Here is a 14,574-nt window from a genome sequence, read left to right on the forward strand (position 1 = left end):
ATCATGCCATGGGTTTGGAGCGGGTGGTGGTGAAGACCATCCACGCATGGCGTGGATCTACCTCAAGGCTTCCCCATCCAACCCCAGGTCCCACGCCAGACCCAGCAGCGCGTCGTCCGTGCGGGACAGGGCAGGGCGCGCATCGGCCAGCTGCTGCAGTTCGCGGATCTCCTCGCGGGCCACCTCTTCCAGCTGCTGCAGCTGCTCACGCACGCTCGCGTTGCGCGGGCGCTCGGTGTCGGCGAGGGAGGGCAGGGCGCGGATCAGGGTCATGGTGCGTGTACAGGATGCATCCAACGGCGGGTTACAGGCAAAGGCCCCGGACGAACCGGGGCCTTGCGGGCTGCCGGCGGCGGCAGCGGACATCAGGATCAGAACAGCTCGACGGTGCCGGCGCCCATGCTCTGCTGGGCAACCGGCTTGTGCGGCGGGCGTTCCCATTCGCTGCGCAGTTCGCGCAGGCGGCTGCCGGTGCGCTGCAGGGCGGTGGCGATCTCTTCGTCGAACACGCCGCCATTGCGGTGCAGCAGTTCCTGCAGGGCCACCGCTTCGCGGTTGATCGCGGTCAGGCGGTCCAGGTGGGTGTGCACGCCGCCCAGCGCCTGGGTGGCGATGTCTTCGAACTGCAGGGCGCGCACGGCTTCGGCCACGCTGCCATCGATCGAACGGGCGCAATCGGATACTTCGCGCATGCCATCGCCCAGCGACGCGTTGATCTGCGCCACGTTATCGAGCATCGCCGCCGCCTCCTGGCGCGCTTCGCGGGAGCGGTCCATGTCACGCGAGGCCATGTGCGAGACCGTCTCGCGCACCTTGGCGATGGCGTCCTTGGAGCTGTGCGCCAGCTTGCGGATCTGCTCGTTGAAGGTGGTCGAGCGCTCGGACAGGTTGCGCACTTCGTCGGCGACCACCGCGAAGCCACGACCGGCTTCACCGGCACGCGCGGCTTCGATGGCGGCGTTCAGCGCCAGCAGGTTGGTCTGGTCCGCGATCGACTTGACGTCTTCCAGCAGCGCGAAGATGCCATCCAGGTGCTGCGCCATCTGGTCGATGTGCTGCACGGTGGTGCTGCTCTGGCCGCTTACCTGTTCCAGTGCTTCCACCAGCTGCTCCATGCGATGGCTGGCGTGCTGGGCGAAACGGGCAACGTCGAGGCCGGCATTGCCTTCATCACCGGCACGATCGACGATGCGCGACAGGGCCTGGCTCTGCTGGCGCGACTTGCGGTTCATGGCGTCGAAGCTGCCGCCCAGGCTGGACACCGCCTGGCGGATCAGGTCACGGGCGCGTTCCACTTCGCCACGCGAACCGTCGATCTCGTTGCCGACGAAGTTGCGCAGTTCGGTCAGCAGCTGGTCCTGCTCACGCAGGACACGGGCGTGTTCCGGGGAACGGTGCGCCTGGGCGCGGGTGGTCCACCACGCAAAGCCGAGCCAGCTCAGCGTCATCGTGGTCAGGATCGCCCAGCGCAGGGCGGCCGGCCATTCGAAACCGATGGCGAAGGGGAGCAGCAGGGTCAGAGCCAGGGGGGCGGCCAGACGGATGAAAATGCGTGAGTACATGGACGTTCTCGGGAGGTGCACGGAGGATGTATCGGCCGTACCCCCTTTCTCTTTAACGTCGAAATGCCTCGAAGTGCATTCTGAATGCGCCGGTTTTCCGACGCCTCGGCGGCTTCGGGGTCAGAGCCCTTTCCTTGCCGGAAAAGGATCCGACCCCATGGGGCTCAGGCCAGCTGGCGGTCCACGGCCTCGATCATCGCCTTGCGGCTGAACAGGAAGTCCCAGTAGCTGCCGCCCAGCTGCCGCCACAGCACCGCCGAGCGCACCGCGGCCAGCAGCAGGGCGCGGATCTCGGCGACCACACCGGCCTGGCCCAGGTAATGCGGGTTGCCCTGCACCATCACCCGCGGCTTCAGGTGGCTGATGGTGTCGGCGTACAGGCCACCCAGGTTGGCCAGCACGTCCGGGTGCCCACTGTCGCCCAGCTCGACGGCCTGGCGCTGGGCGCGTTCGATGCCCGAGGCGACCTTGTTCACGGTGGCGCCGTCCTGCACGAAGCGGCGCTCCAGCTGCAGCACCGACAGGGCCAGCTTGGGCAGGATCGGGTCCTGGCCCTGGCTGCGGAAGTAGTTGTGCAGCAGGCGCAGCCCAGCCTTCAATGCATGGCGGTCACCGAACACCTCCTGCGGCGAAGACGCGTCGACGCGGAACACGCTGTCCACGGCGGTGCGCACGGCAGCGGCGTCGGAATGGCCGGTATCGGCGATGCGGCGTACCTGCTGCAGGGCCTGGGCAATGCCGGCCAAAGCCAGGACGCGGTCGTCGACAGTGAAACTCATGCAGCGATTACCTCAAAAGGGGAAGGGGTGGTGCGCAGGCGCTGTTCCAGCGGCGCATCGGTGGCGGCGATCACCGCGCCCCCCAGGCACACATCACCGTCATACAACACCAGTGATTGACCGGGAGTAACGGCGCGCTGCGGGCGCGCAAAGGTGACCAGCACGCTGCCATCGTCCAGCACCTCGACCGTACACGGCTCGTCGGGCTGGCGGTAGCGGGTCTGCGCGGTGCATTCGAAGCGCCGTGCCGGCGGCGCGCCGGCAATCCAGTGCGCGGTTTCCGAGCGCAGGCGGTCGGACAGCATCCACTTGCTGTCGCGGTCCTGGTCCACGTACAGCACGTTGCTGGCCACATCCTTGCCGACCACGTACCACGGCGCGGCCGGGCGGCCACGCACGCCGCCGATGTTCAGGCCCTCGCGCTGGCCCAGGGTGAAATAGAAGACGCCTGGGTGCTCGGCGATCACACTGCCGTCGGCCGGGTCCAGGATCTGCCCGGGCTTGGCCGGCAGGTAGCGGCCGAGGAACTCGCGGAAGTCGCGCTCACCGATGAAGCAGATGCCGGTGGAGTCCTTCTTGGCGTGGGTCGGCAGGCTGACGTCACGCGCGATCCGGCGCAGGTCGGTCTTTTCCAGGTCGCCGATCGGGAACAGGGTGGCCGCCAGCTGCGCCTGGCCCAGCTGGTGCAGGAAGTAGCTCTGGTCCTTGGAGCGGTCGGCACCACGCAGCAGCAGCCACTGGTGGCCGCGCTGGGCCACGCGCGCGTAGTGGCCGGTGGCAATGCGTTCGGCGCCCAGCTCGCGGGCGGCATCCAGGAAGTGCTTGAACTTCACTTCGCGGTTGCACAGCACGTCCGGGTTCGGGGTGCGGCCGGCCGCGTACTCGGCCAGGAAGTGCTCGAACACACCCTGCCAGTACTCGCTGGAGAAATCACGGAAGTGGAACGGGATACCGAGCAGGCCGCAGACGGCCACTGCATCGCGGCGGTCGTCCTCAGCGCGGCAGTCGCCGCTGCCGTCGTCGGCCCAGTTCTGCATGAACAGACCGGCTACGGCCTCGCCCTGCTGCACCAGCCGCCAGGCGGCGACCGAGGAGTCGACGCCACCGGAGACGCCCACCATCACGCGCGGAGTGCTCATGCGACCTCCCGGACCAGCGAAAGCGGATGGCGCTGGCCACCCAGGAAATCAGCCACCACCTGCCAGACCAGCGGGCTGCGCAGGCGCTCCGTGGCGGCCTGCAGCTCGGCCGGGGTCAGCCACAGCGCGCGATCGATGCCGGTGTCCAGCGGCTGCGCCGGGTCGTGCGAGACCGGACGCGCCGCATAGCAGAAGCGCAGGAAGGTGGTGCCGTCGCCGGCCGTCCACTGGTAGCAGCCTATGAAGTGGGTCAGCTGCACCGTCCAGCCGGTTTCCTCGCGGGTCTCGCGCAGGGCTGCCTCGGCCAGGCTTTCGCCCGGCTCGAGGTGGCCGGCCGGCTGGTTCAGCACCTGGCGGCCGTCGATGGTCTCCTCGACCAGCAGCACGCGGCCACCGTCGACCACCACGGTGGCGACAGTGGCGTGCGGTGCCCAGCGCGGGTCCGGCGTGGTGTTCAACTCAGAACTCGTCCTTCTTGGTCAGTTCCAGCTCCATGGCGTCGGCGGTGCGGATGGCCGCATCGATGGCGTCGCTGAGCTGGTCGGCCGTGGCATCGGCGTCGATCTTGACCACGAACATGGCGGTGGTGTCCTGCTTCACCCAGCCGCCCATCTTGGCGTCCTGCGAATCTTCCAGCAGGCGGTTGGCTACGGCCACCGGGAACTGCTTGGTCTTGGCGTTGTAGGCCGGCGACCAGATCTCGCGGATGTTGTGGGTGCCGAAATCTTCCACCGACGAGCGCACGTAGACCATCTGGGTGCGATCACCCTCGACGTCGAACACCATGCGGTAGTCGCCGTCCTCGTCGACCTCGTAGGTATAGCCCAGCTTGTCCAGGTGGCGGGCCACGGCCTTGTCGGCCTGGGTCTCGGCGGCGGCGGAGCCGGCGGCGGCCAGGGCGATCAGCAGGGCGGGAAGAAGGGTCCTTTTCATGAAGATCCTGTGAAACAGTGTTGAGAGAGGGTGCAATTGTGACGGTGGGCGTGCGTGCCGTCCAATCTGCGGCAGGCCGACGCAGGCTGGCCCGTGCCTCTATAATGGGCAGATGCCCCATGAGTCTTCCCCCGATTCCCATCACGAGCACGGCGTTGCCGTGGAGCCCGCGCGCCCGGAAGTGGCGCCGCCGCCGTTCTACCAGGTGATGCTGCTCAACGACGACTACACCCCGATGGATTTCGTGGTGGACGTGCTGCAGCAGTTCTTCAGCATGGACCTGGACAAGGCCACGCAGGTGATGCTGCACGTCCATACCCGTGGCCGCGGCGTGTGCGGGGTGTTCACCCGCGAAGTGGCCGAGACCAAGGTCGCCCAGGTCAACGAGTACTCGCGTATGAACCAGCACCCGCTGCTGTGCACGATGGAAAAGGCCTGACCGGCTGCCGGTTTTCGTCCGGGCACATCGATTCCGGACCCGGTGTGCCCACCAAGGTGGGCACCTACCAAGGCAGGGGCCTGTATCGATAATGGATGGGGCGTGCCCACCAAGGTGGGCATCTACCAGAGCGCGGGATCAGCCCTCCGCCAACGCCTCCAGCGCCATTCTCGCCACCGCCTCGTCGACTTCGGCGGGGTCGCCATCATCGCGGAACCACGCCGCTGACAGCCCCGCGCTGGCTGCGATCCAACGCAGCAGCCTGTGTCGCTCGATCCCCGCCAGCGCAGTGACCTGCTCCACCCGGGCGGCAAACCGCTCGGGCTGTGTCGCAACGTGGATTCCCGGCCCGCACAGGTCCGGGTTGCTGAACAGCGTCGTGTAATCGAACGCACGGTCGCCGATCAGTCGCTTCGGATCGATCGCCAACCAGCCGCGCGCGCCGAAATCCAGCACGTTGTCGTGGTGCAGGTCGCCGTGCAGCGGCCGGATCTCCTGTTCCTGCTGCAGCAGTCCCTCCGCCAGTGATCTGCACTGTTCCAGCAGTGTCGGCAGCGCAGCCCTTGGCTGCAGCAGGTCGGCGAACCATGTTCGCAGGCAGACCAGTTCCGCTGGCGGTGCGCTCCGTGGCCGGTGCAGCCGTTGCAGGACCTGGCACAGGACCGTGGTGCAGGTGTCATCGTCGCCCTTGATCGAACGTTGCCGCAGCGAGTCGCCGCCGGCACGTTCGATCAGGATCGCCGGCCCCTCGTGGGCCAGCAGGCGGGCGGCGCCGTCACCGTCCCACCAACGCAGCAGGCGATGGCTGTTCTGCTCTTCGGTTTCGCTGCTGATCTTCAGCATGGCCGGCTCGCCGGTGGCGGTCAGCACCGGCCAGAGCCGGGCATGGGGCGTTTCGATGGCTGCGCCATCACGCCGCAATCGCCAGCGGCTCAGGTAGGGTTCGCTCATGCTGGGTGGGCTGTCCTGGAGTGAATGAAGATCAAGCGATTCGCACTGATAACGCCATCTGAACGCAGCAATCCGCTAGGGTGATGGAAATCGCGTAGTCAGGCCGCATATTGTCCCCATCTGCCGCCGGAGTAATCCATGTTCAGCAAAGACCTCGAACACACCATCGGCCAGTGCTACAAGCGCGCCCGTGAGGCCCGGCATGAGTTCATGACGGTCGAACACCTGCTGTTGGCACTGCTCGACAACCCGTCCGCCCAGGCCGTACTGAAGGCCTGTGGCGCCGACGCCGAACGCCTGCGCCAGGAGCTGGAGCAGGCCATCGAGGCCTCCGTGTCCCGCCTGGCCGAAGATGACGGCCGCGATACCCAGCCGACCCTGGGCTTCCAGCGCGTGTTGCAGCGGGCCGTTTACCACGTGCAGTCCTCGGGCAAGAAGGAGGTCACCGGCGCCAATGTGCTGGTCGCCATCTTCGGCGAGAAGGACTCGCACGCCGTCTACTACCTCAACCAGCAGGATGTCACCCGGCTGGATGTGGTCAATTACCTGTCCCACGGCATCGCCAAGCTGGGCGAGGAAGGCGAGCAGCCGTCGTCCTCCTCCGAGGGCGAAGGCCGCATCGAAGGCGGGGAGGGCGAGCCGAAGGGTGATGCCCTGACCGAGTTCGCCAGCAACCTCAACGAACAGGCCCGGGCCGGTCGCATCGACCCGTTGGTTGGCCGAGCCGACGAGATCGAGCGCACCATCCAGGTCCTGTGCCGCCGCCGCAAGAACAACCCGCTGTACGTGGGTGAGGCGGGCGTAGGCAAGACCGCCATCGCCGAGGGCCTGGCCCGCCGCATCGTCGAGGGCTCGGTGCCCGACGTTCTGGCCGATGCGGTGATCTATTCGCTCGACCTGGGCGCGCTGGTGGCTGGCACCAAGTACCGCGGCGACTTCGAGAAGCGCCTGAAGAGCGTGCTGACCGCGCTGAAGAAGGTGCCCAATGCAGTGCTGTTCATCGACGAGATCCACACCATCATCGGTGCCGGTTCGGCGTCGGGCGGCACGATGGATGCGTCCAACCTGATCAAGCCGGCGCTGGCGTCCGGTGAGCTGCGCTGCATCGGCTCGACCACCTTCCAGGAGTACCGTGGCATCTTCGAGAAGGATCGGGCGCTGGCCCGCCGCTTCCAGAAGATCGACATCGTCGAGCCGACCGTCGGCGAGACCTACGAGATCCTGCAGGGCCTGAAGTCCAAGTACGAGCTGCACCACGGTGTGACCTATTCCGACGAGGCGCTGCAGGCGGCGGTGGACCTGTCGGTGAAGCACATCGGCGACCGCCTGCTGCCGGACAAGGCCATCGACGTGATCGACGAGGCGGGCGCCCGCCAGCGCCTGCTGCCGGAAGGCCAGCGCAAGGAACTGATCGACGTCGAGGAAGTGGAGGCGATCGTCGCCAAGATGGCGCGTATCCCGACCAAGCAGGTCAGCGCCACCGACAAGGATGTGCTGCAGCACCTGGAGCGCAACCTGAAGATGGTGATCTTTGGCCAGGACCCGGCCATCGAGACGCTGTCCTCGGCGATCAAGCTGGCCCGTTCGGGCCTGGGCAACCCGGAAAAGCCGATCGGCAACTTCCTGTTCGCCGGTCCGACCGGTGTCGGCAAGACCGAGGTGACCAAGCAGCTGGCGCTGCAGCTGGGCATCGAACTGGTCCGCTTCGACATGTCCGAGTACATGGAGCCGCATTCGATCAGCCGCCTGATCGGTGCGCCTCCGGGCTACGTCGGCTTTGACCAGGGCGGCCTGTTGACCGAGAAGATCGTCAAGACGCCGCACTGCGTGCTGCTGCTGGATGAGATCGAGAAGGCGCACCCGGACATCTTCAACATCCTGTTGCAGGTGATGGACCGCGGCGTGCTGACCGATACCAACGGTCGCGAGGCCAACTTCAAGAACGTCGTGCTGGTGATGACCACCAATGCCGGTGCGGCGCAGGCCTCGCGGCGTTCGATCGGCTTCACCAAGCAGGACCATGCCACCGACGCGATGGAGACCATCCGCCGCAGCTTCACCCCGGAATTCCGCAACCGCCTCGACGCGGTGGTGCAGTTCCAGGCGCTGGGCTTCGAGCACATCCTGCGCGTAGTCGACAAGTTCCTGATCGAGCTGGAGATGCTGCTGCAGGACAAGCACGTCAGCCTGTCGGCCACCCCGACCGCGCGCGACTGGCTGGCCCACCATGGTTTCGACCCGCTGATGGGTGCCCGCCCGATGGCCCGCATGATCCAGGACAAGATCAAGCGTCCGCTGGCCGACGAGCTGTTGTTCGGCAAGCTGGTCAACGGTGGCAAGGTCAGCATCGACGTTCGCGACGACGAGCTGGTGGTCGAGACCCAGGCCGAGCCGGAGCGGCTGCTGCCGGTCACGGTGGAATGAGCTGATGCCATAGGCTTGGCGTGAAAGCCTGGAAATGACAAGGGCGGCTTCGGCCGCCCTTGTTGTTTCCAGTGGGACTGTCGTCCGCGGCCTTGCTTGAACGGAACGGAGGTGCCAATGCTGTCTTCTGGTCGCGATAGGGTGTTGCCCTGTTTGTATCGCGAAACGATACAGGATACAGTGATGATCATCGGTTTTCGCCACAGGGGCCTCGAGCGGCTCTACTTACCTTCCGTTTCGCCGGCAGCGACGTGGAGCTGCTGGATTACCTGGACTATCACTGAGGCCGCGCATGATTCATCACCATCCGCATCCCGGGCAGGCGATCAAGGCAATGGTCTTTGATCCAATGGATCTGTCTGTGACCGAAGCGGCCGAGCGCCTGGCAATGTCGCGGGTAGCCCTTTCGCGGGTTCTGAACGGCAAGGCGGGCATCAGTCCTGACCTGGCCATCCGCCTTGAGATGGCGGGGGTGAGTACTGCGGTTTTCTGGATGGGGCTGCAATCCAGCTACGATCTCTGGTTGGCACGGCAGCGCGCGCAACCGAGAGTGTTGTCGCTGGTTGCCGCGACGCGTTGACGTATATCGCGACAAGGGCGGCTTCGGCCGCCCTTGTCCTGTCTGGGGTCAGCGGCTGCGGCGGCGCGCCTCACGCTTGAATCGCTCGGCATCGATCGGCTCGATGCGTGCAACCTCGCAGCTGCCGCGACCTGTGTCCAGTGCGCTTCGGCCCTCGCTGCACAGCTCGTCAGCTTCTTTGCCGTCGGTCTTGAAGCCGAGGCGGGTGGCCAGTACGGCAGAAGGGCAGCTGTTGCGGAAATGCACAACATAGTGGTCTTCGCCGGAGCGAAGCAGGATGTTCTTGTCGGCGCCGGCGCGAACGATCTGCTGTTCGCCGGTCAGTGATACGCACTGTGCCGGCGCGGTGTCGGCGGCATGGGCGGACGACGCCAGCAGGGTGACGGCAGACAAAGCCAGGGGGATGAGCAGGGAAGACAGGTTCATGGCGGGGCAGGGGGCAGCGATCCGGACTGGATCGGATCCCAGGATGCCGCCGCCGCTGCAAATGCGAATCTGCCGCAAGCAGGGCTGACCGACGCCACGGTGAGATCGGTCACGATGACCTTTGGCGCATCAGGCCGCGATTGAGCGGAATCCCTGCTGGCGCCCCTGGTCGCCGCCATCCTCGATGACGAATGCGACTGCCTCATGTGGAATATGCAGGCGCTGCTTAAGTGTGCCTCCCGCATGTGCGATCTCGCGCTGCACGGCCAGGTACAGCGGGTGCGAGGCGTCCATGCTGGTGCAGACCAGGCAGGGCTGGCCGAACCAGGTGCCGTCCGGGCCCTTGCTGGCGTAGCAGCGGCTGGTGACGGACTGGGGGTCCAGGACGATCAGGTAGGTCATGCGCGCAACGCCTTCTGTGAAGAACGCGTTGAGTCTAGAGTGCCGGCGCGAGGCTGGATTTCAGACAAGGACGAAAATCGAACAACCTCGGTGTCGGGCATTTTCTTCCGCGCACGACAAAGGGCCAGCAGCGAGGCCGGCCCTGTCGGAGTGGCGCAATGCGCCGACCGCTTACTTCATGCGGTAGGTGATACGACCCTTGGTCAGGTCGTACGGGGTCATTTCAACCTTGACCCGGTCACCGGTGAGGATGCGGATGTAGTTCTTGCGCATGCGGCCGGAGATGTGGGCGATGATTTCGTGCCCATTTTCCAGACGAACGCGGAAAGTGGTGTTCGGCAGCGTCTCGCTGACGGTGCCCTCGAACTCGATGGAATCGTCTTTCGACATGTAGTCCTGTGCGGTTCAGAAAACGGCCACGCTGGGCCTAAGGCGCGGTATTTTACGCGTGATGGGCCCGGCTTGCAAAGTTTGTGTTAACCCCCTGCCAAACGCTGTGCTGGCAAGCGTCCTACCCCTTGTGTCCAGGGGCCTTCACGGCCGTCACGGTGTACGGCCTGGCGGACGTGCTCCAGAAAGTCCGCGCGCGGCAGGTGCTCGGCGCCCATCCGCAGCAGGTGCGGATTCTCCACCTGGGCATCGATCAGTTCCCAGCCCCAGCCACGCAGGGTGGCTGCCAACGCGGCCAGGGCGATCTTGGAGCCGCCACTGGCGCCACTGAACATGCTCTCGCCGAAGAACATGGCGCCGATCGCGACGCCGTAGATGCCGCCGACCAGTGTCTGCCGATCCCAGACTTCGAAGGAATGGGCGAAGCCAAGGTCGTGCAGTTGGCTGTAGGCCTCGACCATCGCCGGGCTGATCCACGTACCGTCCTGGCCAGGGCGTGGTGCGGCGGCGCAGGCGCGCATCACCTGGCTGAAGGCGGTGTCGGCGGTGACCTCCCACGTGCTGCTGCGCAGCTGGCGGCGGAAGCGGCTGGACAGATGCACGCCGTCGGTGCGGAACACCATGCGCGGGTCCGGCGACCACCACAGGATTGGCTCACCCTCGCTGAACCACGGAAAGATACCGCCGGCGTAGGCATTGAGCAGACGCACCGGATGCAGGTCGCCGCCCACCGCCAGCAGGCCATCGGGCTGGCGCAGTGCGGTCTCGGCCGGAGGGAAGGGGGCGTCCGGCGCATCGGCCAGGCGCCAGGGCAGCTGGCGGGTCATGGGGCCATTGTATTCGTCGTGGTGATTCGTGATGTCTGGCACCATCACTGTTCACCGGCAAGGAGCCTCCGAATGAGTGACTCGATCAGCGCCATCCTCGACCTGCATGACGCCCCGCGCACGCGCAACGACAGCCAAGGCATGCTGCTGTCACTGGCCACTGAACAGCCGCGTCAGCTGGGGGAGTTGATGCTGCAGGCGCTGGCGCGGCCTTCGCCGGGCTCGGCCTTCCTCGACATGGCACTGGACCTGCTGCCGGATGACGCGGTGCCCGCGGTCGCGGCCGACGCGTGGCGCCGCCATCGCGCGGGCGAGCGCGGTGACGTGTTGACGAGCGTGATGGAGTTCGCCAGCTATCAGGCGCCGCAGGTGCTGCAGGACGATTGGGAGGCATTGCTGGCGGTCGCCAGTGAGGATGTGGTGCAGTTGGCCACGCAGGTCTGGCAGGGCCTGCCCAGCGCGACGGCCGCGCATTGGGCGCAGATCCTGGCCGAAGCCGATGACGATCGCGAAATGGCGCGGGCCAGGGCGTTGCTGCTCGCCGCCCAGCCCGAAACCTACGCCATTGCTCGCGGCTACCTGGTCGACTGGGGGCGGTTGGATGCAGAGGTTTGGGCCCACTGGGCCGGCGTCGCCGAAGGTCCGCAGCCGCGTCGCCTGCATGGCGAGCGGCCATTGCACTTCCGCTTCGGCCGCGAACAGCATCGCGCGCAGCAGGCGGACGAACCGAGCTGGCGCAAGCGCACCTGGCGCCTGCACCCGACCTGGAATGGTGGGCAGGTACACCATGCTGGGCAGATGGGAGGGCCGCTGGAAGCGCTGTGTAGCAGCTGCCATGCGCCGCTTCAGCGCCTGCTGCAGACCGATGCCGCCGCGCTGCAGCCGGGCGCGTCGGGCGAGATCACGCTGGGGCTGTGCCTGGACTGCTGCGGCTGGGAAGACCCGCCCGTGCGTTTCTATCGCCATGATGCGGCCGGCCTGCCCAGCTGCCACCCCAGCCAGCACCGTGAGGTACCGAACACACCCACCGACAGTGGCGACCTGATGCAGGCCGAGGTGGGTCTGGTCGCCATGGACAGTGCGCGCTGGCAACAACAGGACTGGGGCCAGTCCAATCATCGGCAGAACCTGTCGCGCGTGGGCGGCGCGCCGAGCTGGGTGCAGAGTGCCTGGTACCCGGCGTGCATCGATTGCGGCGAAGAGATGCCGTTCGTGATGCAGCTGGATTCGACACTGCCGACCACGGGTGAGGGCACGCTGCTGTGGGGCAGCGGCGGCATGCTCTATACGTTCTGGTGTGCAAAGTGCCGGGTGAGCGGGCACTTCTGGCAGTGCACCTGAGCACAGCGCCCTCGCTATTGCCTTGGTAGGTGCCAACCTTGGTTGGCACGCTTTTCGGCACCGCGCCAATCGAGCAAGCGCGCCTCTACGGTTCTACGCGGAACGGCCCATGCCCCTGCAGCTCCTGCTGGTAGCGCCGCACACTCTGTCGCTCCTGCCGGCACCACTCCTGCAGCGCTTCCGCGAAGTCCGGATCGGCCACCCAGTGCCGGCTGTGCACCAGCGTCGGCAGGAAACCGCGTGCCAGCTTGTGCTCGCCCTGTGCGCCCGGCTCGAAGCGGGTCAGCCCTTCGCGCAGGCAATACTCGATGCCTTGGTAGTAGCAGGCCTCGAAGTGCAGGCCGGGCAGCGTGGCGCCGCCCCAGTAACGGCCGTACAGCGTGTCGCCACCCCGCAGGCACAGCGCGCCGGCAATCGGCTCGCCGTCCTGTTCGGCCAGGAACAGCACCAGCCCGCGCCCCAGCGAAATCGCCAGATGGCGCAGGAAGGCCTCAGTCAATGCCGGGGCGTTGCCGTACTCGAGGAACGTCTGCAGGTAGAAGCGGTACATCGCCTGCAGGTCGGCGCGACTGGCCTCGTCGCCGTGCACCACGCGGAAGGTGATGTCTTGGCGAACGACCTTGGCCCGCTCCTGGCGGATGTTCTTGCGATGCTTGTGGTTCATCGCACCGAGGAACTGGTCGAACGTCGCCCAGTCGCCCGGGTTCTGCCACTGGAACTGCACGTCTTCGCGCAGCAGCCAGTCATCGCCGAACAACGCCTCGTCCACTGCGGTGTGGAAGTTGATATGGGCCGAGGACACGTCCAGTGCCGGCAGCGCCTCGCGCAATGCCGACAGCAAGGTGGCGCGCCCTGAATCGTGACGGGCCAGCAACCTCGGGCCAGTGACCGGCGAGTACGGCACCGCGCCCAGCCACTTCGGGTAGTAGTCGCGGCCGTGGCGGGCATAGGCGTTGGCCCAGGCGTGGTCGAACACGAATTCGCCGTGCGAGTTGGTCTTCAGATAGCCCGGAATGGCGCCGACCAGAGTGTCCCCCTCCCACAGAGTGAAATGCTGCGACTGCCAGCCCCAGTCCTCGCGCAGGCAGCCATGTTGTTCCAGGCCCGAGAGGAAGGCGTGGCTGACGAAAGGGTTGCGGCCGTCGTGCAGGGCATCCCAGTCGGTGGCGGAAACGGACTGCAGGGAGTCGAGGAAACGGGAGGAGGGCATGGGGGAAGGATAGGGCAGATGAAACAGAAAGGCCGACGCACTGGCGTCGGCCTTTTATCCGGAGTCGAGCATGGCTCGACCCTACAGGAGCGGGTCAGCCTCTCAGCTGGCCTTGCCCTGTGCGTCCAGGTAGCGCTCGGCGTCCAGTGCGGCCATGCAGCCGAAACCGGCCGAGGTGATCGCCTGGCGGTAGTGCTGGTCGGCCACGTCGCCGGCGGCGAACACGCCTTCCACCGAGGTCTGGGTGGCGTTGCCGCCCAGGCCCGAGCGGATTTCCAGGTAGCCGTTGTTCATCGCCAGCTGGCCGTCGAACAGGGTGGTGTTCGGGTGGTGGCCGATGGCCACGAAGAAGCCGTGGGCGTCGATGTCGCGGGTGCTGCCGTCCAGCGTGGACTTCACGCGCACGCCGGTCACGCCGGCATCATTGCCCAGCACTTCCTCCACCTGGTGGTGCCAGACGGTCTCGATCTTGCCTTCGGCGACCTTCTTGAACAGCTTGTCCTGCATGATCTTTTCCGCCTTCAGGGTGTCGCGGCGGTGGACCAGGTAGACCTTGCGGGCGATGTTGGACAGGTACAGCGCCTCTTCCACGGCGGTGTTGCCGCCGCCGACCACGACCACGTCCTGGTCGCGGTAGAAGAAGCCGTCACAGGTGGCGCAGGCAGACACGCCGCGGCCCTTGAACTCGTCCTCGGTCGGGATGCCCAGGTACTTGGCGGTGGCGCCGGTGGCGATGATCAGGGCATCGCAGGTGTACTCGTGGCTGTCGCCGATCAGCTTGAACGGGCGCTGCGACACGTCGGCGGTGTGGATGTGGTCGAAGATGACTTCGGTCTCGAAGCGCTCGGCGTGGGCCTGCATGCGCGCCATCAGGTCCGGGCCCATCAGGCCGTGGGCGTCGCCCGGCCAGTTGTCCACCTCGGTGGTGGTCATCAGCTGGCCGCCCTGCTGCAGGCCGGTGATGACGACCGGCTTCAGGTTGGCGCGGGCGGCGTAGACGGCGGCGGTCCAACCGGCCGGGCCGGAACCGAGGATGACGAGGCGCTGGTGGCGGGAGGGCAGGCTGGTGCTCATGTAGACTCGCGAAAAGGTAGATGGGACAAGGCGCTGGCGATGTTTGCGCAGCATCCGTGGCTGGTCATAGAGTGGCGGCTGGGGCAGGGCGATTCAA

At 66.4% G+C, this 14,574-nt stretch carries 17 protein-coding genes; 4 read left to right on the forward strand and 13 right to left on the reverse strand.

What is annotated here, in order from left to right:
* Positions 1-57 precede the first annotated feature (57 nt).
* The 6 genes from ACZLIB_RS10615 to ACZLIB_RS10640 form a co-directional block, all read right to left on the reverse strand.
* Positions 58-273: a hypothetical protein gene (locus tag ACZLIB_RS10615; protein ID WP_049399379.1), complete on the reverse strand. Its 216-nt coding sequence runs from the start codon at positions 271-273 to the stop codon at positions 58-60.
* 98 nt (positions 274-371) lie between these two features.
* A complete protein-coding gene (locus ACZLIB_RS10620) occupies positions 372-1,562 on the reverse strand; it encodes a methyl-accepting chemotaxis protein (protein WP_032127364.1) in 1,191 nt (396 codons plus the stop codon).
* Between the two features lie 164 nt (positions 1,563-1,726).
* Positions 1,727-2,341: a high frequency lysogenization protein HflD gene (gene hflD, locus ACZLIB_RS10625; protein WP_032127363.1), complete on the reverse strand. Its 615-nt coding sequence runs from the start codon at positions 2,339-2,341 to the stop codon at positions 1,727-1,729.
* Complete coding sequence (gene mnmA, locus ACZLIB_RS10630) at positions 2,338-3,480, reverse strand: tRNA 2-thiouridine(34) synthase MnmA (RefSeq protein WP_107431878.1); 1,143 nt, start codon at positions 3,478-3,480, stop codon at positions 2,338-2,340. The genes hflD and mnmA overlap by 4 nt, the downstream gene beginning before the upstream one ends.
* Positions 3,477-3,938: an NUDIX hydrolase gene (locus tag ACZLIB_RS10635; protein WP_071227431.1), complete on the reverse strand. Its 462-nt coding sequence runs from the start codon at positions 3,936-3,938 to the stop codon at positions 3,477-3,479. The genes mnmA and ACZLIB_RS10635 overlap by 4 nt, the downstream gene beginning before the upstream one ends.
* Position 3,939: 1 nt before the next feature.
* Entirely contained in the window at positions 3,940-4,413 is a 474-nt protein-coding gene (locus ACZLIB_RS10640; RefSeq protein ID WP_032127360.1) for a hypothetical protein, read from the reverse strand.
* Between the two features lie 112 nt (positions 4,414-4,525).
* Between ACZLIB_RS10640 and clpS the strand changes: the two genes are divergently transcribed.
* Positions 4,526-4,852, forward strand: coding sequence for an ATP-dependent Clp protease adapter ClpS (gene clpS / locus ACZLIB_RS10645; protein ID WP_006444529.1), 327 nt, complete (start codon positions 4,526-4,528; stop codon positions 4,850-4,852).
* Between the two features lie 138 nt (positions 4,853-4,990).
* Here clpS and ACZLIB_RS10650 read toward each other — a convergent pair whose 3' ends face one another.
* Positions 4,991-5,803 carry an APH(6) family putative aminoglycoside O-phosphotransferase gene (locus ACZLIB_RS10650; RefSeq protein WP_478469822.1) on the reverse strand — a complete coding sequence of 271 codons (813 nt, stop codon included), beginning with the start codon at positions 5,801-5,803 and terminating at the stop codon, positions 4,991-4,993.
* A 138-nt stretch (positions 5,804-5,941) separates the two neighbouring features.
* On the opposite strand from ACZLIB_RS10650, the gene clpA reads away from it, so the two are divergent.
* Together clpA and ACZLIB_RS10660 are read left to right on the forward strand one after the other, a co-directional pair.
* Entirely contained in the window at positions 5,942-8,227 is a 2,286-nt protein-coding gene (clpA, locus tag ACZLIB_RS10655; protein ID WP_478469823.1) for an ATP-dependent Clp protease ATP-binding subunit ClpA, read from the forward strand.
* Positions 8,228-8,519: 292 nt separating this feature from the next.
* Positions 8,520-8,807, forward strand: a complete 288-nt coding sequence (locus ACZLIB_RS10660) for a HigA family addiction module antitoxin (protein WP_032127356.1) — start codon at positions 8,520-8,522, stop codon at positions 8,805-8,807.
* Positions 8,808-8,855: 48 nt separating this feature from the next.
* Here the strand turns inward: ACZLIB_RS10660 and ACZLIB_RS10665 are convergent, their stop codons facing one another.
* From ACZLIB_RS10665 to aat, 4 genes are all read right to left on the reverse strand, one after another.
* Positions 8,856-9,233, reverse strand: coding sequence for a hypothetical protein (locus ACZLIB_RS10665; protein WP_032127355.1), 378 nt, complete (start codon positions 9,231-9,233; stop codon positions 8,856-8,858).
* Between the two features lie 129 nt (positions 9,234-9,362).
* Complete coding sequence (locus tag ACZLIB_RS10670) at positions 9,363-9,635, reverse strand: hypothetical protein (RefSeq protein WP_032127354.1); 273 nt, start codon at positions 9,633-9,635, stop codon at positions 9,363-9,365.
* Between the two features lie 171 nt (positions 9,636-9,806).
* Positions 9,807-10,025 (reverse strand): translation initiation factor IF-1, encoded by a 219-nt coding sequence (infA, locus tag ACZLIB_RS10675; protein WP_005409596.1) that lies wholly within the window; start codon positions 10,023-10,025, stop codon positions 9,807-9,809.
* Between the two features lie 86 nt (positions 10,026-10,111).
* Entirely contained in the window at positions 10,112-10,852 is a 741-nt protein-coding gene (gene aat / locus ACZLIB_RS10680; RefSeq protein ID WP_478469824.1) for a leucyl/phenylalanyl-tRNA--protein transferase, read from the reverse strand.
* Positions 10,853-10,924: 72 nt separating this feature from the next.
* Between aat and ACZLIB_RS10685 the strand changes: the two genes are divergently transcribed.
* Positions 10,925-12,193 carry a hypothetical protein gene (locus tag ACZLIB_RS10685; protein ID WP_478469825.1) on the forward strand — a complete coding sequence of 423 codons (1,269 nt, stop codon included), beginning with the start codon at positions 10,925-10,927 and terminating at the stop codon, positions 12,191-12,193.
* Positions 12,194-12,278: 85 nt separating this feature from the next.
* On the opposite strand, the gene ACZLIB_RS10690 is transcribed toward ACZLIB_RS10685, so the two are convergent.
* Positions 12,279-13,403 carry a GNAT family N-acetyltransferase gene (locus tag ACZLIB_RS10690; RefSeq protein ID WP_478469826.1) on the reverse strand — a complete coding sequence of 375 codons (1,125 nt, stop codon included), beginning with the start codon at positions 13,401-13,403 and terminating at the stop codon, positions 12,279-12,281.
* Positions 13,404-13,505: 102 nt separating this feature from the next.
* The gene (gene trxB / locus ACZLIB_RS10695; RefSeq protein ID WP_014037154.1) at positions 13,506-14,477 is read right to left on the reverse strand and encodes a thioredoxin-disulfide reductase; all 972 of its coding nucleotides are present in this window, start codon (positions 14,475-14,477) and stop codon (positions 13,506-13,508) included.
* Positions 14,478-14,574: the final 97 nt, after the last annotated feature.

The sequence above is a fragment of the Stenotrophomonas sp. 220_Sma genome (assembly GCF_056487375.1).

Coding starts and splice junctions, on each gene's coding strand:
- ACZLIB_RS10615 (WP_049399379.1), bottom strand. CDS start 273: ATGACCCTGATCCGCGCCCTGCCCTCCCTCGCCGACACCGAGCGCCCG.
- ACZLIB_RS10620 (WP_032127364.1), bottom strand. CDS start 1,562: ATGTACTCACGCATTTTCATCCGTCTGGCCGCCCCCCTGGCTCTGACC.
- hflD (WP_032127363.1), bottom strand. CDS start 2,341: ATGAGTTTCACTGTCGACGACCGCGTCCTGGCTTTGGCCGGCATTGCC.
- mnmA (WP_107431878.1), bottom strand. CDS start 3,480: ATGAGCACTCCGCGCGTGATGGTGGGCGTCTCCGGTGGCGTCGACTCC.
- ACZLIB_RS10640 (WP_032127360.1), bottom strand. CDS start 4,413: ATGAAAAGGACCCTTCTTCCCGCCCTGCTGATCGCCCTGGCCGCCGCC.
- clpS (WP_006444529.1), top strand. CDS start 4,526: ATGCCCCATGAGTCTTCCCCCGATTCCCATCACGAGCACGGCGTTGCC.
- ACZLIB_RS10650 (WP_478469822.1), bottom strand. CDS start 5,803: ATGAGCGAACCCTACCTGAGCCGCTGGCGATTGCGGCGTGATGGCGCA.
- clpA (WP_478469823.1), top strand. CDS start 5,942: ATGTTCAGCAAAGACCTCGAACACACCATCGGCCAGTGCTACAAGCGC.
- ACZLIB_RS10660 (WP_032127356.1), top strand. CDS start 8,520: ATGATTCATCACCATCCGCATCCCGGGCAGGCGATCAAGGCAATGGTC.
- ACZLIB_RS10665 (WP_032127355.1), bottom strand. CDS start 9,233: ATGAACCTGTCTTCCCTGCTCATCCCCCTGGCTTTGTCTGCCGTCACC.
- ACZLIB_RS10670 (WP_032127354.1), bottom strand. CDS start 9,635: ATGACCTACCTGATCGTCCTGGACCCCCAGTCCGTCACCAGCCGCTGC.
- infA (WP_005409596.1), bottom strand. CDS start 10,025: ATGTCGAAAGACGATTCCATCGAGTTCGAGGGCACCGTCAGCGAGACG.
- aat (WP_478469824.1), bottom strand. CDS start 10,852: ATGACCCGCCAGCTGCCCTGGCGCCTGGCCGATGCGCCGGACGCCCCC.
- ACZLIB_RS10685 (WP_478469825.1), top strand. CDS start 10,925: ATGAGTGACTCGATCAGCGCCATCCTCGACCTGCATGACGCCCCGCGC.
- ACZLIB_RS10690 (WP_478469826.1), bottom strand. CDS start 13,403: ATGCCCTCCTCCCGTTTCCTCGACTCCCTGCAGTCCGTTTCCGCCACC.
- trxB (WP_014037154.1), bottom strand. CDS start 14,477: ATGAGCACCAGCCTGCCCTCCCGCCACCAGCGCCTCGTCATCCTCGGT.